Below are 19437 nucleotides of genomic sequence, written 5' to 3' on the forward strand. Positions count from 1 at the left end.
CCGCCCGCCCCCTCCTCCACCACTCCGCTCCGACGCCAGAAGGACTCCCTGACGTGATCGACATCCTCCCGCGACGACTCCTCGTCGGCGCGCTCTTCTCGGTCGCCCTGGTGATCGTCCTCGGGATGGGGTACATCTTCTCGACCCGGGAGCCGGCCACCGGCCTCCTGGTGATCGCCGCCGGAGTCGGCGGCATCGTCGGCGCCTACGTGCTGCTGCGGGTCCCCGCGCACTGGCTGCCGGCGATGGCGCTCGCGTTCTTCGCGCTCGTCCCGACGCCGCTCACCCCCTCGACCCTGACGTTCCGCATGACGCTCTGGGCCGTCATCCTCGTGATCTGGGCGATCCGGCGCGGGCTCGCTCCCGAGCTGTGGCGCGCCCCCGTCAAGGCGTGGACCCGCGAGCTCGTGCTCTCCCCGTGGCGGGCCGTGGTGATCCTCGCGTTCATCGCCCTCATGCTCTGGTCCGCCGTGGCGACGGTGCGCAGCTCCTACGCGACCGAGGGCGTCTCGTGGATGTTCAGCTTCGCGATCTGCGTGGGCGTGCCGATGCTCGTCTTCGACGCCCAGCGCGAGGCCGTGCTGCTGCGCAAGACGTGGGTGATCCTCTCGGGGCTGCTCGCCCTCTACGCCGCCCTCGAGCTGGTCGCGCAGAGCTCCCCGATCCTCGGTGCCGTCTACGGCGCCCTCGGCTACGAGCAGGACCAGCACTGGTCGCTCTACCGCGCCGAGATCACCTTCGGCCACCCGCTGCTCGCCGGCACCTTCCTCACGGTGGGCGCCGGTCTCGCGTTCGGCTCCTGGCTCCAGGGCTCCCGCAAGTCGGACCTGCTGCTGGGCATCCTGGCCTCGGGCGGCGTCGTCGCGACCGTCTCGCGCGGACCGATGGCGGCCATCGCCGTCGCGGTCGTCGTCGCGCTCGTCGCCGTGGGCTTCCTCAACCCGAACCGCTCGCTGCTCCGGCCCGGCTCGATCCTGATCGCCGGGCTCGTCGCGGGTGTCGGAGTCCTGAACTTCGAGCCCGTCACCGCCCGCAACAACAACCTCGACGCCTCCATCTCGGCCGGCGCCCGCGACCTCGCGGTGACCGTGTCGCTGAAGGCGGCCGAGCTCACGCACTGGCTCGGCTCCGGAGCGGCGACGTCCGGCATCAGCGGCAGGCGGTTCTCGGACGTCGTCATCGAGAACTCGTTCCTGCAGCTGCTGATCAGCGTCGGCATCCCCGGCCTGCTGCTCTTCGTGATCATGGTGGCCGCGATGTTCGGCGCCACGCTCAGCCGTCGCGACGTCGGTCCTGCGGCGGGCCTGCTCGGCTTCATGGTCTGCCTCGCCGGCTACAACGCCATCGACGCGGTCCGCCCCAGCCACCTGCTCCTGGGATTCCTCGTCATCATCTGCCTCAACCCGGTGCACGTCCCCGACTTCTCGAAGGGCATCCGGATGCGCCAGCCCCTCGGGGCGAGGATCTTCGACGCGCCGATGGCCGTCGGGATGCGGGGCGAGCGATGAGCCGCCTCGCCCGCAGGAACGACTCGTCGCCGGCCGCGCTCGTCGTCCAGCAGTCGCTCGCGCCGCCGGACTCGACCACGCAGTACGTCGACTCGATCGTCGACGGCCTGGCGCCCGGCGTCGAGCTGCTGTTCTTCTCCTGGCGCAGCGCCCTGCTCGCCGACTACGACGTGCTGCACGTGCACTGGCCCGAGCTGATGATCCGCGGCCGCAGCCCGCTGCACCGCTTCCTCCGCCGCCGCGCCCTCGACGTGCTGCTGGTGCGCCTCGCGCTCCAGCGCATCCCGCTCGTGCGGACGGTGCACAACCTGCACCCGCACGAGCTCGGTCCCGCCGCCGAGCGCCGCTCGCTGGCCCGGGTCGACCGCGCGACCGACCTGTTCGTCCGCCTGAACCCGACGACCGTCGCTCCCGGCCGGGCGCCCGCCGTCACCGTGCTGCACGGCCACTACCGCGACCAGTTCGCGCAGCACCCGCTGCCCGAGCGCGAGCACGGCCGCGTCCTCTACTTCGGCATCATCCGCCCGTACAAGGGCGTCGTCGAGCTGATGGACGTGTTCCGCGGCGTGGAGGACGACTCCCTCTCCCTGCACGTGGTCGGCAGCCCCAGCCCGGGCCAGCGCGAGCTGGTCGAGGAGCGGGCCGCCCGCGACACCCGGGTGCGCACCACGCTCCGCCGGGTCGACGACGCCGAGATGGTCGACGAGATCGGCCGGGCCGAGCTGATCGTCCTTCCCTACCGCGAGATGCACAACTCCGGCTCGATCCTGGTCGCCCTGTCGCTCGGCCGGCCGATCCTGGTGCCTCGCACGCCCACCAACACGGCCCTGGCCGAGGAGGTCGGCAGCGACTGGGTGATCGAGTACGACGGCGAGCTCACCCCCGAGCTGATCACCGCCGCTCTCGAGCGCACGCGCACCCGGCCGCCGGAGGGGCTCCCCGCCCTCTCCGGGCGCGACTGGGACGTGCTCGGACTCCAGCTCAAGAAGGCCTACGAGGGCGCGATCGCCACCAAGAAGGGCTCGACCCGATGACCGGGACCACGCAGAAGCCGTCACCGAGCCTCAGCCGCTCGGCGAGCCGCGGCGCCGCCGTCACCATCGGCGGGCAGGCGATCCGCATCGCCGTCCAGCTGGGCGGCATCGTCATCCTCGCGCGCCTGCTCTCGCCGGCCGACTACGGCCTGCTCGCGATGGTCACGGCGATCATCGGCATCGGCGAGATCTTCCGCGACTTCGGCCTCTCCTCCGCCGCCATCCAGGCGAAGGAGATCACGCCGGGCCAGAAGAGCAACCTGTTCTGGATGAACTCGGGCATCGGCCTCACCCTCACCCTGGTGGTCATCGCGGCCTCCTGGCCGATCGCCGCCCTCTACGGCGACGACCGGCTTCAGCTGCTGACCGTCGTGCTCTCCTCGACGTTCCTCCTCAACGGAATCTCGACGCAGTTCCGCGCCGACCTCGCCCGTCACCTCCGCTTCGTGAAGATCACCCTGGTCGACATCGTCGCCCAGGTGCTGGGCCTCGTGGTCGGCGTGCTGATGGCGCTCGGCGGCGCCGGCTACTGGGCGCTGGCCGGGAGCCAGATCGTGCAGCCGCTCATCAGCGTGCTGATGCTGGTCTTCATCACGGGCTGGCGTCCCGGCCGCTACCGCCGCGGCGAGGCGATGGGCCACTTCCTCCGCTACGGAGGCGGGGTCTTCGCGACCCAGGCGCTGACCTACGTGAGCAAGAACGTCGACTCCGTCATCATCGGCGCGCGCTTCGGCCCGGTCGACCTCGGCCTCTACAACCGCGCGTTCCAGCTGATGATGCTGCCGCTGCAGCAGTTGAACTCTCCGGTGCAGCGCGTGGCACTGCCCGTGCTGTCCAAGCTGCAGGACGAGCGCGAGCGGTTCCGCACGTTCATCCTCTTCGGCCAGTCGGCGATGCTGACGGCGATGGGCCTCGTGCTCGCCGTCCTCGGCTCCCAGTCCGACTCGGTCATCCGGATCCTGGTGGGGGAGCGCTGGCTCGCCTCGGTCCCGATCTTCCAGATCCTGCTCGTGGCCGGGTTCTTCCAGGCCACGGCGTACTGCTCCAACTGGGTGTTCCTCGCCAAGGGTCTCGTGCGCCAGAGCGTCTGGTACAGCCTGGCGACCCGCCCGCTGATGGTCGTCCTGATCCTGCTCGGCTCCAACTGGGGAGTGACGGGCGTCGCGGTCGCGTACGCCGGCTCGCTCGCCCTCACCTGGCCGACCGCGCTGATCTGGATCGGCCGCACCTCCGATGCCCCCGTCCGCGAGATGTTCACCAACGGCCTCCGCAGCGGCATCACGTTCGGATCGATCACGGTGGGCGCCTACTTCTCCACCGTCTGGATCGCCGCCGACCAGCCCGTCCTCCGCCTCCTCGTGGGCGGCGCCGCCGTCCTGGTCGGGGTCGGGCTCTGGATGCTGATCCTCCCCGCGTTCCGCCGCCAGATCCTCAGCCTCGCCGACCTGCGCCGCCACTTCCGCCGCAGCCGCCCGGCCGCCGCTCCGGCCCCGGCCACGGTCGATGCCATCAGCCCCACCGGCGACAGCGCGCTGGTCGACGGAGCCGTCACGGCCGGCATCCCCGACTCCGAGCGGCCTCCCGCCGCCGTTCCTCCCACCGAAAGAGATCGATGAAACTCAAGCTCGGCGTCGTCAAGTCCTGGAAGAAGGACTTCGTCACGACGACCCGCCTGCCCGCCCGACGCGACGCGGCGGTGCTCCGCGCCGCCCTCGCGGACCTCCGACCCGAGCCCGAGTCTCACCTCGTGATCGCCGCTCCCGGCAGCGGCAACATCGGCGACCAGGCCATGCTGGAGGCGTTCCTCGAGAACACCACCGGCGCCGTCGTGGTCGTCCAGCGCTACGCCGGCGACGTCGTGATCCCCGAGGAGCAGGCCGACCGGGTCGAGGTCGTCGAGCTCCCGCACCTGGTCTACGGAGTGGGCGACGCGCACGCCGCCGATCTCCGCGCCTACGCCGCGCTGATCCGCCGCGCGCGCTCGGTCTCGGTCGTCGGCGCCGACATGATGGACGGCAAGTACAGCCTCCGCGGCTCGGTCCGCCGCTCCCTGCTCGCGCAGGCGGCCGCCGAGGCTGGGGTGCCCACGCGCATCCTCGGCTTCTCCTGGAACGCGGCGGCGCGCCTCGCCGCCCGCCGCTCCCTGATCGCCGCCTCCCGCGCCGGCGTCGTCCCGATGCTCCGCGACCCGCTCTCGGCGGAGCGTGCCCGGAGCATCGGCGTGCAGCGCGTCGAGGAGGTCACAGACATCGTCTTCTCGGCGCGCACCCGCGACCGCAGCTTCCGCGAGGGGCTGGGGCTGCCCGAGGGCGTCCCCTTCGCGCTCGTGAACGCGAGCGCCCTCGTCGCCGGCATGGTCGACCAGGTGCCGGAGTACGAGCGCATCGTCGACCGCCTCCGCGCCGCCGGCGTGCACGTCGTGCTCCTCCCGCACGTCTCCCGCCCCATCGGCGACGACAAGGTGGCCGTCCGCGCGGTCGCCGAGCGCGTGGGATCCGAGGGCGTCACCGTCGTCGACCGCGTGCTCATGCCCGCCGAGATCCGCGGCCTCGCCGAGGACGCCCTGCTGACCGTCACCGGCCGCATGCACCTCGCGATCATGTCGCTCTCGCTCGGCGTCCCCGCTATCACCCTCGCCACCCAGGGCAAGGTCGAGGGCATCATGCGCCTCATCGGCCTGCCGCAGCTGTGCGTCGAGCCGGTCCCCGGCTTCGCCGACCGCGTCCTCCCGGTGATCGACCGCATCCTCGCGGAGCCGGGCGACGGCGGCGTGCGCGCCACCATCGACGCGGCCATGCCCGAGGTGCGCCGCCTCTCGGCGCTCAACACCCGCGGCCTCGGCGCGGAGGTCGTGCGATGAGCGCGGCGCAGGAGAAGGGACCGCGCATGCGGATCATGTTCGTCGTCACGTCGCTGCACGGCGGCGGGGCCGAGTTCGTCGCCCGCACCTGGATGGGCTGGCTCCTCGAGCAGGGCCACCACGTCGACGTCGTCACCACCTCGGTGAAGGGCACCGACGAGTACCTCCCCGAGGGCGCGGTGCTGCACCGCATCGGCGAGGGCAAGGGCCACGTCGGCAAGGCGCGGATGCTCAAGGAGCTGTTCCGCCGCCGCACCCCCGATGTCGCGGTCGCCCTGCAGGGCTACCCGAACATCGTGCTCCTGGCCTCGGCGGAGATGACCGCGAAGGCGGACCGCCCGAAGACCATCGTGAGCGAGCGCAACCTCGTCTCGCTCGGCATCCCGGGCTTCTCGAAGACCCAGAAGGTGCAGCTCGGGCTCGCCAAGACGCTCTACCGCCGCGCCGACCACGTCATTGCGATCTCGCACCCCGTCGCAGGCGAGCTCGTCGCCGGCTTCGGCGTCTCGGGCGAGCGCTGCACCGTCGTGCCGAACCCGGCGACCGCCAAGGTCGACCGCTCCCGCCAGGTCTCGCGCACCCCCGGCACCGCGGCGGGCCTGCAGATCGTGCTGCCCTGCCGACTCGTCGTCCAGAAGCGCCCCGAGCTCGCGATCCTCGCGGCCGAGGAGCTGGAGCGCCGCGGCATCCCCGCGAAGGTCGTCTCCTTCGGCGGCGGCCCGCTGCTCGGCAGCATGAAGGCGGAGGCGACCGCGCGCGGCGTGGACTTCCAGGACATGGGCTGGGTCGAGGACTGGTTCCACCACTTCGACGAGAACGCCGTCGTGCTGCTCCCGTCGCTGCGCGAGGGCTTCGGCAACGTGCTGGTCGAGGCGGCCGCCGCCGGCGTCCCCTCGGTCGCCGTGTCCGGGGCGCTCGGAGTCGCGGACGCGATCGTCCCCGGCCTGACCGGCGAGCTCGCGCTCACCCCCTCCGCCTCCGACCTCGCCGACGCGCTGATCCGCGCGAGCGAGCTCGAGATCACCGGCATCGACCGCTGGCTCGACCGCTTCTCGCTGGAGTCCAGCGGCCGCGACCTCGAGACGGTGCTCCGCCGGGTCGTGGGGCAGAAGTGACCCTCGTCTCGGTGGTGGTCCCGGCGCACCAGGAGGAGGCGCACCTCGCCTCCGCCCTGGAGCGCCTGCTGCGGCAGACCCACGCCGAGCTCGAGATCCTCGTGGTCGACGACGCCTCGACCGACGGGACCGAGGCGATCGGCCGCGCGTTCGCCGAGGAGCACGAGCGGATCCGCTACCTGCGCCAGGACGAGAACCAGGGCGTCGCCGCCGCTCGCGAGCGCGCCGTCGGCGAGGCCGCCGGCGAGTGGGTCTGGCTGGTCGACGCCGACGACGAGTGGCCGGAGACCGCGGTCGAGGCCATGCTCGCGGCGGGGGAGGCGGGCCGCGCCGACGTGGTGGTCGCCCAGGCGGTCACGGTCGACGCCACCGGATCCACGCCCGTCGGCTCCCTGCGCGGCCCGCTCGCGCTCTCGGGCCGGGGCGCCTTCACCGCGCTCCTGGTCGGGGAGCTGACCGGGCACCTCTGGAACAAGCTGTTCCGCCGCGAGCTGTTCGACGGCATCGACTTCACGCGGATCCGCCAGCACTCGGACCAGGCGCAGGTCGCGCAGCTGCTCGCCGCGGCCGACGAGGTCGTCGTCGTCCCCGACTCCGTCTACGAGTACCGCCTCCGCTCCGGCTCGATCATCCGCTCGGGCGCGAAGCGCGCCGACTCGCTCGCCGGGCTCGCCGCCGTGATCGAGCGGACGGCCCGCGGGCTCGACCCGCGCCTCCTCGACTCGCAGGACTACTCCTACTACCGCGCGCGCTTCTCCCTGCTCTCCCGCCTCAAGGACGCCACCTCGGGCGCGCACAGCCCCGAGGAGGCGGACCGGCTCTGGCGGGCCGCGCACGACGAGGCGGGACTCCGGCACCTGGTCGCGCTCGTGCGCCGGCGCGACCTCAAGCGCTCCGTCCTCTTCGGGCTCGCCGCCGCGGCGCCCGCGCTCTACCGAGCGGCGATGAGCGCCGGGAACGGACGCCGGTGACCGTCGTCTCCATGGTGAACGGAGAGGCCGGAGTGCGCTTCCCGGCAATCGAGTCCTCGTCACTATTCCGTCGAATGTGCGGCGCGGACGATACACCCTTAGTCTTGATCCTCGGTCGCATTCTGCGACCGAGCCTGCGTCCTTCTCTGAGCCTTGTTCACCTCGGATGGAATTCACGAGCGGTACGACCGGGCACAAGGGGGAGAGAATGAAGCTGCTGAAGCCTGCGGGCGGGGCCCGACGCGAATGGGTGGATTTCGCCAAGGGTGCCGCCATCCTGATGGTCGTGTACTACCACACGTCGTTGTACCTCGGTGACATCGGGGTCGAGAACACTCTCGGCCGCATCAAGGTCGTGTTCGAGCTGTTCCCGATGCCCCTCTTCTTCCTGGTGTCCGGTCTCTTCGGCTCGCGCATCCGCACCTGGAGCTTCGGCGACCTCTGGCGCCGCAGGCTGTACCCGCTGCTCTGGCTCTACGTGGTCTGGTCCGTGATCCGCATGGCCTTCTACCTGGTCGTGCCGCTCGCGAACGGCGGACTCGGCGAGCTCCCCGCGACCGACCCGCTCAACCTGCTCCTGCTGTTCTTCTGGCCCAGCAGCAGCTACTGGTTCATCTACGGCCTCGTCCTCTTCACGCTCGGCGCGTGGCTCCTGCGCAAGGTCGACCACCGCGTGCAGGTCGCCCTCGCCGCGGTGATGGGGACGATGTTCACCACCGGTCTCCTCAACACGACCAACGTGGGCTGGAACCGCATCGGCGCCCTGTTCGTCTTCTTCCTGGTGGGCACGCTCTACTCGAAGAGGATCATCGACTTCGTCGAGCAGAAGGGGAGCCGCGCGTTCCTCTACGTCACTCCGGTCTTCGTCGTGCTGAGCGCGGTGCTCTTCCTCTTCCCGATCCGCTGGGTGCCGTTCCTCGCCCTCGCCGGCCAGATGGCCGCCGTCGCGATGGGCATCCTCGTGTCGCGGGCCCTCTCCCGAGTGCGATTCCTGAACTTCTTCACGATCTGCGGCGAGCGCAGCCTGCACATCTACCTGCTGCACCTCTACTTCATCGTGATCGCCATCACGATCCTGCGGGTGATCCTCCCCGAGGACCGCTCCGAGATCGGCGGCTTCGAGGTGCCGCTGCTGCTGGTCGTGATGGTGCTCGCGGTCGTCCTCTCGCTCTTCGTGACCCGCTACCTCTCGAAGGTCAAGTGGATCTACGTCCCCCCGGCCGCCCTCGGCGGCCCCGGCAAGCGGCGCAAGCCCGTGCCCGTCCCTGCGCGCGGCCCCGGAGTCGTCTCCGATCCCGTCGCGGTCCCGGCCGATGAGCCCGGCACCTCCCCCAGTTACGAGAAGAAGAGAGCGGAGTCCCACGAGTGAAGACGACACGAGCACGCAGAGCCGGAGTCCTGGCGGCCGTCGTGGCCGTCGCCCTCGGGCTGGCCGGCTGCTCCTCGCAGCCCGAGCCCGTCCGCACGCCCGACGGCTTCACGACGGAGAAGGCGATCGAGTACCGCTCGGTCGACGGCGTCTCGCTGAAGGCCGACGCCTGCCTCCCCACCGCGGGTGGCACCGACCGCCCCGCGCTGCTGATGCTGCACGGCGGAGGGTTCGTCGACGGCGCCCGCGACGAGGGCGGGATGACCGAGCTCTGCGAGTACTACGCCGAGCGCGGCTTCGTCTCGGTCTCCGTCGACTACCGCCTCCTCCAGGACAGCCGGTACCCCGGCCAGATCGAGGACGCGCAGGCCGCCGTGGAGTGGCTGCGCGAGCCCGCGCAGGTCACGCGCTTCGGCCTCGACCCCGCCCGCATCGGCGTGATGGGCAGCTCCGCCGGAGCGATCATCGGAGCGACCATGGGCACGCTCGGCGAGGGCTCCCTCACCGAGGGCTCGCGGGTCAAGACGGTCGTCGCCTTCTCGGCGGTCGCCGACATGACCGAGACCGGGATGTCGCTGGGCACGCCGGTGCCCGAGGCGAAGGAGCAGATCCTCTCCTACCTGGACTGCGACGAGATCGACTCGACGACCTGCCCGCAGAGCATCCCCGCGTCGCCGATCACCTCGGTCGACTCCACGGACGCCCCGCAGATCTGGCTGACCTCCGAGGACGAGCTCGTCCCGGTCGAGCAGGCCGACGCGATGCAGGTCGCCCTGCAGGACGCCGGAGTGGCGTCCGAGGTCGGCGTGGACGGCTCCGGCCACCACGGGCTCCAGAACAACACCCCGAACAACAAGAAGGCGATCCTCGCCTTCCTGCAGGCCCACCTCTGATCCACCGCTCCCGCGCGAAACCTCGCGGCCGGGTCCGCGCAACGCGGACGACACATCACGACGCTACAGTCAGACCCCCTGCACTCCGGTGCAGTCGACGAAAGGGACACCACACACCATGACCTTGAACGGACTGTTCGCCGGCATCGGCCGGAGGTGGGTCTACATCGTCGCCTTCGCTCTGCTCGGCGCCGTGGCGGCCCTGGTACTCAACGCCGTCCTCCTCCCGCAGTACAAGGCGGACGCACGCGTGTACGTCGCGGTCTCCTCGTCCGGAGTCCTCTCGACCGCGGACCGGGTCGCGGCCAACAGCGCCGCCTCCCAGGCCACGGTCACCTCCGTCGCCCTCGGCACCTCGGACACCGTCCTGCAGGGCGTCATCGACGGCCTCGGCATCGACGAGCCCATCGAGGAATTCGCCAAGCGCGTGACCGTCCTCGCCGAGCCGGAGTCCGTGGTCATCACGATCTCGGCCACCGACCCCTCGCCCGAGCAGGCCGCGGTCATCGCCAACGCGGTCGCCGCCCAGCTCGACGCGGCCGTGAAGGGGGCCGACCCGACGACCACCACGAACGGCGTCGCCGTCCCGCAGATCCAGCTCCAGGTGCTCAGCCAGGCGCTCCCGCCGGAGCTGCCGGTCACCGGTGGCATCCTCGTCCTGCTCGCGCTCGGCATCCTCGGCGGCGCCGTGGTCGGCGTGGGAGTGGCGATCGTGATGACCGCCCTCGACCGCCGCCTCCGCAGCGGCGACGACGTCCGCTCCGCGATCGACCGGCCGCTGCTGGGCATCGTCCCGGTCAAGGCCACCAAGCTCGACGAGATGCTGAACTCGACCGAGATCCCGGCCCGCTACTCGGCCGTGGCGTTCGAGCTCTCCGCCATCGCGCGCACCCGCTCGTACTCCTCCTTCGCGATCGCCCCGGCGTCCGAGAAGACCCCGCACACCGCCAGCGCGGTGCTGCTCGCCAAGGCGCTGGCCGTGCTCGGCTCGTCCGTCGTGATCGTGGACGGCACCGCCGAGGGCTCGGCTCTCGCTTCCGCCTCGGGCGGACGCCCGGGCCTGCGCGAGGTGCTCGCCGGAGCCGCCTCGCTCGACGACGCGATCATCAAGCGCTCGACCGACCGCGTCGACCTGCTCCCCGCGGGCGGCGCCCAGGCCGGCACACCGATGCCGACCGACGCCCTCCGCGCGCTGGTCGAGGAGCTCGAGAAGGTCTACGACATCGTCCTGATCGTCACCGGCACCCTCGGCGCGACCGAGCAGTCGCCGACCTTCCGCGGCGTGGCCGACGGAGCCGTCCTCGTCCTGATCGAGGGCAAGGTCGACTCGCCCCAGGCCGCCGCCGACGTGCACTGGATCGAGACCGCCGGCACCCCCGTGGTCGGCGCGGTCGTCCTGGCCCGCCACAAGCTGCAGAAGGCCCCCGCGATCGTCTGATCGCGTCCTCGCGCGCTGCGGAAGAGCGCACCCCGGCCCCGGCCGCGGTGCGCTCTTCCGCGTCCGGGGACTGCGCCGCTTGTCCGGGGCGGGCCCGTGCGGGCTCTGCGAGGCCTGGCCGGTCCGTCCGCCCTCCCAGTCTCTCCGGCGCCCACCGCGGCCGGACCAGGCCCTTCTCCGTCCCCCGCGAGCGCGCTCACCCCGCGAGTCCGCACGAGTCGCGGCAGTTGCACGCGAGCACGCCGACTTCCGCGGACTCGAGAGGAGGCGGCGTCCCCGTCCTAGGCCAGCGGGCTCTCCGGGGCGGGCCCGTGCGGGCTCTCCAGGGCATGGCCGGCCCCTCCGGACCTCCTCCGGCCTCTCCAGCGCCCGCCGTGGCCGGACCAGGTGCCTCACCGGCTCCCGGGAGCCCGCTGACACCGCGAGGCCGCAGAAGTCGCGGTACCCGCGCGCGACTCCGCCCACTTCTGCGTGCTGGAGAGGCGCGGGCGCGTCAGCCGGGCTCTGATCGCGTCCCCGTCCTCTCGGCCCCCTCCCGCGGCCCACGGGCGCACGAGCGCCCGCCCGCGCCCTCGCGAGTCCGCGGTAGTCGGGCGCGACCCCGGCCGTCCGCGCCTGGTCGGCGGGAGGCGGGCACACGCAGAACCGCCGCCGTCGAGGGGACGACGGCGGCGGTTCTGCGCGCGGGGAGCGGATCAGGTCACGGCGTGCAGGCCACGTTCCCGATCAGGTCCTTCCCGGAGTTGGAGCAGCTCAGCGTGTTGCCGCTGGTGGACCAGTTGGACGGCTGGTGGAGGTAGACCACCGCGTTGCTGGTCTTCAGCGCGAGGTTGCCGCTGATGGTGTTGTCGTTGCCCGAGCCGTCGGCGCGGGTGATCACCTGGTAGCCGTAGGTGGTGGTGCCCGCGGCGGAGTTGCCCGCGGCCAGCCAGCTGTTGCCCGAGACCAGGATCAGCGAGACGACGTCCGAGGCGAGCCGCGATCCGCCGAGGACCGTGTTCCCGATGATGTCGCCGTCGAGGGTGCCCTCCTTGGCCTCGATCGGCTCGGCGCCGGTGTCGCTGATCGCGTTGTCCACGACCGCGATGCGGGCCGTGCGGTCAGGGTTGCAGCTGTTGTACTCGCACCAGTTGCGGTCGGAGGTGCCGACGTAGACGCCCTCGCCGTACTTGGCGGAGACGAGGCCGGTGCGGCGGATGGTGCTGCCGACGATCAGGGAGTCGGTGGTCTGGCTGCGGAAGTGGACCGCTTCGTAGCCGATCTCGCTCACCGTCAGGCCGGCCATCTGGACGCCCTTGCTGGCGAGCACCTGGATGCCCTGGAAGGAGCTGCGGACCGAGAAGCCCACGAGGTGCACGTCGCTCACCGTGTTCAGGATGAGCGCGGTGCCGCTCGAGGTGGATCCGGAGGTGAGGACCGCGTTGGGCGAGCCGCAGATCCAGATCGAGCCGGGCTGGGCGGCGGTGCCGCGGAGGGCGAACTTGCCGGTGTAGACGCCGTCGGCCAGGCGGATGACGTCGCCGGAGGAGGGGTTGGTCAGGGCCGTGACGAGCTGCGCCGAGGTCGACACCGTCTTGGTGGCGGCGGGGCAGTCGAAGGCCGCGAGCAGCGAGGCGCGGGAGGCGAGGATGTCGGCCGAGGTGGTGGCCGACTCCTTCAGCCGCGAGTCGCGGCCGGCGTCGTCGGTCGCCGTGACGGTGTACGTGTAGGCGCGTCCCGCCTCGGCGGTCTCGTCGCGGTACTGGCGCACCGGGTCGGCGACGGTGCCGACGACCGTGTCGCCGGAGCCGTCCTCGTTCGAGCGGTGCACGTCGTACGAGACGACCCGCGAGCTGAAGGGCGCGTCCCAGGCGACGGTGTAGCCGTCGGTCAGGGGGGAGAGCTCCACGGCGTCGGTCGCGAGGCCGTCCTCGGCGAGGACGAACGCGTCGATGATCAGGTTCTTGTCGGTCGACTTGGAGTTCTTCGTCCCCGTGTAGGAGATGGTCACGGTGTGCGTGCCCTCGGCGAGGTCGGTCGTCTCGTAGACCGGCACCTGGTACTGCGCGGTCGAGCTGTAGCGGTCGACCTTGGTGACGGGTCCGCCGTCGACCGAGACCGCGGCGATGCCGGAGGAGGAGGTCTTCCGGCTGATCCAGCGCCACGACGTGCCGACGAAGGTGAACTTCACCGATCCGGCGGAGGTCAGGTACTTCATCCCGCCGCCGCTGTCGCCGCCCGCCATCGATCTCCACGAGCCGGTGTACTGCAGCGCGGGGTCGGTCTCCTGCACGAGGAGGCTGGTCGCTCCGGAGGGGTCGAGCACGGGGCCGTCGTCCTCGCCGCCGCCGGTCTCGTCGGTCGGCTCCTCGGTGGCGGGAGTCGCGCGGGTGATGTCGAACGCGTCGATGACCAGGTTCTTGTCGCTCGCGGAGCTGTTGGCCGTGCCGCTCCAGGCGATCTTGACCGTGTGGACGGTGTCGGCGAGGTCCTTCTTCGTGAACACCGGGACCTGGTACGCCGTGGTCTTCGTGTACCGGTCGACCGAGGTGCTCGCGCCGTCGACCGTGACGGTGGCGATGCCGGCGGAGGCGGTGGTGCGGCTGACCCAGCTGAAGCCGGTGCCGCGGAAGCTGAACGAGACGGAGCCGGTGCTGTTGAGGAACTTGATCCCGCCGCCGCTGTCGCCGCCCGTCATCGTGCGCCACGAGCCGCTGTAGGTCAGCGAGGAGTTCGTCTCCTGGATCCGCGTGCTCTGCCCGGCGCCCGGGTCGAGAGTGGCCGCGGAGGCGGCGGGCGCCGTGAGGGGGGCGACCAGGATGCCGAGAGCGGCGATCAGAGCGGTGGTGAGGGAGAGGCGTGCGCGTCGTCGGCGAGGGCGGGTCGGGTCTGGCGTCGTCTGAGGATTCACGATCGGCTCCGGGTCTTCGAGGGGGCGTCGGGGGCGGTTCGAGGGGGCTGCTCAAGGGGGTGGTGCTGGTCCTCCCGACGCTATAGACGGGCCTTGCGACTGATGGCTGGATGAGACGGATTCAGGTTGTAGTACCCCATTCGGGCGTGGTGGTCGGGCTTATATCAGCGATTCCGCTGAAGGACTGGCGGACCGCCGCGCATGCGTGTATACGGAACGGTCACACGCGCTGTCGACGACGGATCGGAGGGCGGATGTCGGATCGGGAGGGGACTCCGGGAATGCCCGTCCGCGGAATGGACGAGGGGGAGTGCTGCTCGGTCGAGGAACGGCGACCCTACCCGGCGACTCTGGACACGGCCCCGGGCCGGGCCGCTGGGCGAGAGAATTGACCGGGCGTTCACCGGGCCGACCCCTCGCCGAAACACTGCGATGATGGGCTCTCCACTGGTGATCGCCGTCGCACCCGCGTCGCGGATCACCCGCCGCGGGCGAGCGGCGGTCCCGACGAGAGGGAGGACGCGATGGACACGGCCACGACCGCGACCGGCGACCGCCCGTCCACCCCGCCGTCCCGGGAGCGCCCGAGATGCCCCCGGGTCCGCGCTCGCACCGTGATCGGACGGCTCCTGCTCGTCCCCCTCGTGGTGCTCGCCCTCTTCGGCGCCGGGATCCCGCTCTACGTCACGCCCCCGATCGACCCGATCCCTGAGCAGGCGGACGCGGTCTTCGTGCTGGGCCCCTCCACGAGGGCACGCGTCGAGTTCGCCCGCCGGATCATCACCTCCGGGGCGACGGACACGATGGTGCTCTCGGTCGGCCCCGGCGAGATGAACGCTCCCTACGAGGCCAAGAAGTACAAGAAGTGCAACGAGCCCGGCGGCGACGTCCTCTGCTACTCCGCCGACCCGCTCACGACCCAGGGAGAGGCCCGGCAGCTGCGCGACATGGCCGAGCAGTACGGCTGGGACCACGTCATCGTGATCACCAACGCCTCCCACCTCGTGCGCGCCGAGATGATCATCGAGCGCTGCTACTCCGGCGAGCTCTCGATGGTGCCCTCGGGCGAGCCGATGGGCCTGGACTACCTGGTGAACCAGTACGTCTACCAGACCGGCGCCTTCCTCAAGGCCTTCCTGGTCACCAACGGCTGTTGACGCGAGCACTCCTCCTCGAGCCGCCGAGCCCGCCTGCGCTAGTCTGCCCGGGGCGCCATCGGCCCCGAGCCCGCTCCTGCGGAGCCCGGCCGGCCCGGCCCACGACGGCAGCGCGGCAGGAGGATCGACCGGGGAGACCCGCGACGCTCCCCGCTCCGCACCGGTCACCCCCACGCGAACCCCTCCGAAAGGCCCGCCCGTGACACCTGCCCGATCGATCTTCGCCGTCGGCCGCGGCCAGTACGAGAACATCGGCGACATCATCCTGCGTCGCCAGCTCCTCGACTGGCTCCGCGAGTCGGGTCCGCTCCACGTCTACGTGGGCCACTCGCCGTGGGGCTACGACGACGGCCTGCGCCTGGGCCCGGACGACACGGTGTACCGCTCGCTCCTGCGCTGGTACGCGGCGCTCGCCCGCGAGGCCCTCGCCGGCCGGGCGAACTCGGTGTTCAAGCCGGGAGAGATCCAGCTGACCCTGATCGGGATGAAGGAGCACCTCGTGATGCTCCCGGGCATCGCCCTCGTGCGCCTCGGCGGCGGCCGCGTGATCCGCGCCGGCGTGGGCACCCGCAACTTCGCCCCGCTGCCCCGCGCGATCATGTGGCCCTCGATGGCGCTCTCGAGCTACACCCGCTGGCGCGACGACAAGACGGCCGGCTACATGCGCGTCGGCGCCGCCATGCCCGACCTCGGATACGGCGAGGGCTCGAGCGACGCGGAGCTGACCGCGTTCGCCGCGCAGCCCGACGAGGAGCGGCGCGTTCTGGTCCTCTCCCTCCGCGAGGACCACGAGGTGGACGCCCGCCCCTACCCCGAGCAGGAGTGGCTGGCCGCGATCAAGGGCTTCGCCGAGCGCGAGGACCTCGACATCGTCGTCGTCACGCAGGTCGCCGTCGACGCCGAGCGCTCCCGCCGTCTCGCCGCCGACCTCGACGCGGACATCCTCGACTGGGATCCGGCGCACACCCACGACGAGCACGAGATCCTGCTGCGCGAGCTCTACCGCACGGCCCGCGTCGCGATGAGCGACCGGCTGCACGTGATCATCATGGCGTTCACCGAGGGCGCGGCCCCGGTGAGCCTGCAGATGGACGGATCGACGAAGGCCTCGCGCCACTTCGAGACCATCGGGATCCACGACGTCACGGTCGACATGTCCCGGACGACCCCGGCCGCCGGCGTCGAGACCTTCTCCGCCGTCGTCGCCCGCCGGAGCGAGCTGCTCGAGAAGCTGCTCGTCGCCCGCGGGCGCCTCCGCGGCGTCCGCGACGACATCCAGGCGCTGCTCGCCGTGCCGCCCCGCAGCCGCCCGGCCGCCGCGGCAGCCCCTGCCGGCCCGAAGACGCGGGTGTACCACGTCGGCCGCAGCGGAGAGGTCCCCGGAGGCATGACGCAGGTCGTCAACGGGTACCTGCGCTGGCCGTTCGAGCGCTCGGACGTCCGGGTGATCTCCTCCCGCACCGCTCCGGGCGAGCACGTCGCCGCGGCCCGCCTGGCCGCCGGCGCCGCCGCCCGCATCGTCGCGATCGCGCGCCGCGAGCCCGGCGCCGTGATCGTCGTCCACCTCTCGGAGCGCGGCTCGTTCCTCCGCGAGGGGTCCCTCCTCCGCCTCGCGCACCGCCTGGGCCTGCGCACGGTCGCCCACCTGCACGGCAGCGAGTTCGCCGCCTTCACCGCCGCGCACCCGCGCCTGGTGAAGGACGTGCTGCGCAGCGCGGACGAGATCATCTCGCTCTCGGAGGAGACCTCGGCGATCTGCCGCCGCTACGTCCCCGCCGAGCGCGTGCACCTCGTGCCCAACGCGCTCGAGCAGGGCACCCCGCGCGAGAAGACCCGCACCGTCGTCTTCGGCGGCGTCGTCAGCCACCGCAAGGGCGTCGACGTGCTGCAGAAGGCGTGGGCGCAGGTCGAGGGCAAGGAGGGCTGGCGCCTGCTGGTCGCCGGTCCGATCCGCGAGCCGGAGGTCGTCGACCGCGGCGTCCCGGGGATCGAGTTCCTCGGCTCGCTCGAGAACGCCCGCCTGCTCGCCCTGCTCGACGAGGCGTCCATCGCCGTCCTGCCCTCGCGCGACGAGGCCATGCCGATCTTCATCCTCGAAGCCCTCGCCCGCGACGCGGCCGTCGTCTCGACCGCGGTCGGCGGCATCCCCGAGGTCCTCGGCGACGGCTGCGGCCGCGTGGTCGCGCCCGGAGACGTGGAGGGCCTCGCCGCCGCGCTGACCGAGCTCATCACCGACGAGGACGCCCGGGCCGAGGTCGTCGAGAAGGCCGGGGCGCGCTTCCGCGAGCGCTTCTCCGCCGACGCCGTGTTCCCGCGGGTCGAGGAGGTCTGGCTCGGCTGAGCCGCCTGCGACTTCGCCCCGGATCGCGCCCCGGGCCCCGCTCCGGGCCTGGGCGGAGCCGCGGGAGCGTAAAATCGGTGGAGTCCGCGTCGCCGTGCCGTCGCGCGCCCAGCCGTCCGCTCCCGGACGCCTTCTCCCTCCATCCCAGAGAGGCTCGACCGTGGCCATCGCCGCCGACTCCGACCGCCGCCTGTGGACCCTGCCCCTCGCGCGCGCCGTGATCGCGGCGGTCGCCGGCTGCGTCGTCACCTTCTCACCCGACCACGGGCCCGCCTTCGGCCTCGCCGTCTTCGGCGGCTTCGCGATCGCGACCGGCGCCGTCTCGCTCGCCCTCGGGCTCCGCAGCTGGAGCGGCCGGGCCCGCCCGCTCGCCCTCGGCTCCGCGGTGCTCACCCTGGTCGCCGGAGTCGCGGCGCTCGTCGCGCTCCCGGTCGCCAACCTGCTCTCCTTCGTCGCCCTCGTCGCCGGCTGGGCGCTGCTCTCCGGCTTCCTCGAGTTCTCGAGCGGCCGCCGCGGTCAGGGCCTCGCCGCCCGCGACTCCGTGATCGTCGGCGTCGGCACGATGCTCCTCGGCGCCGCCTTCGGACTCCTCCCGCCCCACCCCGTCGTCACCGTCGGCCTCCTCGGCGCCTACGCCGTGATGGTCGCCGTGTTCCTCGCCATCGCGGCGTTCTCGCTCAAATGGGCCGCCGGCGCCGACGCAGCCACCGGACACGATCCCGTCGCCCCCACGACACCGACCTCCGGAGGAGACCGATGACCGCCGAAGGCCAGCAGCCCGACCCCGCCTCTCCCGCCGACCGCGCCTCGGCGGCCGACTCCGCCCCGGCGCGCGACCCCGGCGAGTTCACGCCCCGCACGTTCCAGCCGACCCGCAAGGACCGCCTGCGCCCGCTCGAGCTCATCGGCTTCTCCGCGGTGATGGCGGCCTTCGTCGGCCTCGTCGTCATGCTCTCGACCCGCGAGCCTGTCGTCGCGCTCATCTCGTTCGGCGTCGCCTTCATCGTCGTGCTCGTCGCGATCGCCATGTTCTCGCTGACCTTCAAGCCGGACGAGGCCGAGATCGCGGACATCGACGAGCAGGACTCCGCTCACTAGGTGAGGGACGGCTCCGCCGCTCCCAGTCGACCGGGAGCACGCCGCGCGGGCGGATAGTCCCTTCCGCCGCGCATGCTGATGGAGCAGCCCGGAGGGCGTCTCGAGATCCCGCCTGCGCACGCGGGCGCCGCTTCCGCGTCGGTGGTCGCGCGTAGCGTGCGGAGGGTGGCGGAGGCGATCGGGCGGTGGTGGCAGAGGCGGCGGTTCTCGCGCGGCGCCGACGTCCCCTACGCGGTCGGCACCTACCGGGAGGCGTGGGCGTCCTACCCCGTCCTGGTGCGGCAGTACCGGCCCGAGTACAACGAGGGCATCGTGCTCAGCCAGATCCCGCCCGCGGCCGACGTGTACCTGTGCTGGCTCTGCGACGCCGGGCATGTCTTCGTCGCCACCCCCGAGGAGCAGCGCCACCGTCCCGGCCGGGAGCGGCGCCGCTCCTCCTGGTGCCCCGACTGCGCCGAGCTCGCCTCGCCGCGCCTGCCCCGGGCCGCGCCGATGATCGGCGGTCGGCTCGCCGAGGTGCTCGCGCCGACGTCCGCCCCCGGCGACGGCTCCTTCGTCCTCCTGGCGCCGCCCGCCGTGATCGCGCGGGGGCTCCCGACGTCCGCGTCGCCCACCGGCCGCGGGTCCGCGTCACCCGCCGACCCGAGCGGATCCGCGCCCGCCGCGTCGTCGACTCCTCCGTCCGCTCGATCCACCCCTCCAGCTGCCGCCGCTAACGGCCGGGCCGGTGCGTCTCCTCCTCGGGGGTCGCGAGGAATACTAG

Annotated in this window: 14 protein-coding genes and 1 pseudogene; 14 read left to right on the forward strand and 1 reads right to left on the reverse strand. The window is 72.1% G+C overall.

The window, feature by feature from the left end; translation table 11 throughout:
* The 9 genes from C5C30_RS16390 to C5C30_RS16430 all read left to right on the forward strand — a co-directional run.
* Positions 1 to 1508, forward strand: a 1508-nt coding sequence (locus tag C5C30_RS16390) for an O-antigen ligase (RefSeq protein WP_219827811.1), incomplete at its 5' end; no start/stop codon positions are given.
* The gene (locus C5C30_RS16395) at positions 1505 to 2542 is read left to right on the forward strand and encodes a glycosyltransferase (protein ID WP_104267447.1); all 1038 of its coding nucleotides are present in this window, start codon (positions 1505 to 1507) and stop codon (positions 2540 to 2542) included. The genes C5C30_RS16390 and C5C30_RS16395, both read left to right, overlap by 4 nt.
* Positions 2539 to 4158, forward strand: coding sequence for a lipopolysaccharide biosynthesis protein (locus C5C30_RS16400; RefSeq protein WP_104222479.1), 1620 nt, complete (start codon positions 2539 to 2541; stop codon positions 4156 to 4158). Before C5C30_RS16395 ends, C5C30_RS16400 begins: the two co-directional genes overlap by 4 nt.
* Positions 4155 to 5402, forward strand: a complete 1248-nt coding sequence (locus C5C30_RS16405) for a polysaccharide pyruvyl transferase family protein (RefSeq protein WP_104334120.1) — start codon at positions 4155 to 4157, stop codon at positions 5400 to 5402. Before C5C30_RS16400 ends, C5C30_RS16405 begins: the two co-directional genes overlap by 4 nt.
* A gap of 26 nt (positions 5403 to 5428) precedes the next feature.
* Positions 5429 to 6517: a glycosyltransferase gene (locus tag C5C30_RS16410; RefSeq protein WP_181118449.1), complete on the forward strand. Its 1089-nt coding sequence runs from the start codon at positions 5429 to 5431 to the stop codon at positions 6515 to 6517.
* The gene (locus tag C5C30_RS16415) at positions 6514 to 7488 is read left to right on the forward strand and encodes a glycosyltransferase family 2 protein (protein ID WP_104334121.1); all 975 of its coding nucleotides are present in this window, start codon (positions 6514 to 6516) and stop codon (positions 7486 to 7488) included. Before C5C30_RS16410 ends, C5C30_RS16415 begins: the two co-directional genes overlap by 4 nt.
* Positions 7489 to 7696: 208 nt before the next feature.
* Positions 7697 to 8857, forward strand: coding sequence for an acyltransferase family protein (locus tag C5C30_RS16420; protein WP_181027202.1), 1161 nt, complete (start codon positions 7697 to 7699; stop codon positions 8855 to 8857).
* The gene (locus tag C5C30_RS16425; protein WP_104247646.1) at positions 8854 to 9750 is read left to right on the forward strand and encodes an alpha/beta hydrolase; all 897 of its coding nucleotides are present in this window, start codon (positions 8854 to 8856) and stop codon (positions 9748 to 9750) included. The genes C5C30_RS16420 and C5C30_RS16425 overlap by 4 nt, the downstream gene beginning before the upstream one ends.
* Positions 9751 to 9868: 118 nt before the next feature.
* Positions 9869 to 11188, forward strand: a complete 1320-nt coding sequence (locus tag C5C30_RS16430) for a Wzz/FepE/Etk N-terminal domain-containing protein (protein WP_104296024.1) — start codon at positions 9869 to 9871, stop codon at positions 11186 to 11188.
* Positions 11189 to 11888: 700 nt separating this feature from the next.
* Here the strand turns inward: C5C30_RS16430 and C5C30_RS16435 are convergent.
* On the reverse strand, positions 11889 to 14078 hold the full coding sequence (locus tag C5C30_RS16435; RefSeq protein WP_104226624.1) for a hypothetical protein: 2190 nt from the start codon (positions 14076 to 14078) through the stop codon (positions 11889 to 11891).
* 614 nt (positions 14079 to 14692) lie between these two features.
* On the opposite strand from C5C30_RS16435, the gene C5C30_RS16440 reads away from it, so the two are divergent.
* The 5 genes and pseudogenes from C5C30_RS16440 to C5C30_RS18140 form a co-directional block, all read left to right on the forward strand.
* On the forward strand, positions 14693 to 15235 hold the full coding sequence (locus C5C30_RS16440; protein WP_146084859.1) for a YdcF family protein: 543 nt from the start codon (positions 14693 to 14695) through the stop codon (positions 15233 to 15235).
* 199 nt (positions 15236 to 15434) lie between these two features.
* Positions 15435 to 17576, forward strand: coding sequence for a glycosyltransferase family 4 protein (locus tag C5C30_RS16445; RefSeq protein WP_104226626.1), 2142 nt, complete (start codon positions 15435 to 15437; stop codon positions 17574 to 17576).
* 160 nt (positions 17577 to 17736) lie between these two features.
* Positions 17737 to 18336 (forward strand): DUF308 domain-containing protein, encoded by a 600-nt coding sequence (locus C5C30_RS16450; protein WP_104225185.1) that lies wholly within the window; start codon positions 17737 to 17739, stop codon positions 18334 to 18336.
* The gene (locus C5C30_RS18135) at positions 18333 to 18674 is read left to right on the forward strand and encodes a hypothetical protein (RefSeq protein WP_258059918.1); all 342 of its coding nucleotides are present in this window, start codon (positions 18333 to 18335) and stop codon (positions 18672 to 18674) included. The genes C5C30_RS16450 and C5C30_RS18135 overlap by 4 nt, the downstream gene beginning before the upstream one ends.
* 165 nt (positions 18675 to 18839) lie before the next feature.
* Positions 18840 to 19437: pseudogene (locus C5C30_RS18140) on the forward strand (hypothetical protein); the annotation flags it as partial.

This window comes from Rathayibacter sp. AY2B5 (assembly GCF_002931645.1).
Classification (GTDB): Bacteria; Actinomycetota; Actinomycetes; order Actinomycetales; family Microbacteriaceae; genus Rathayibacter.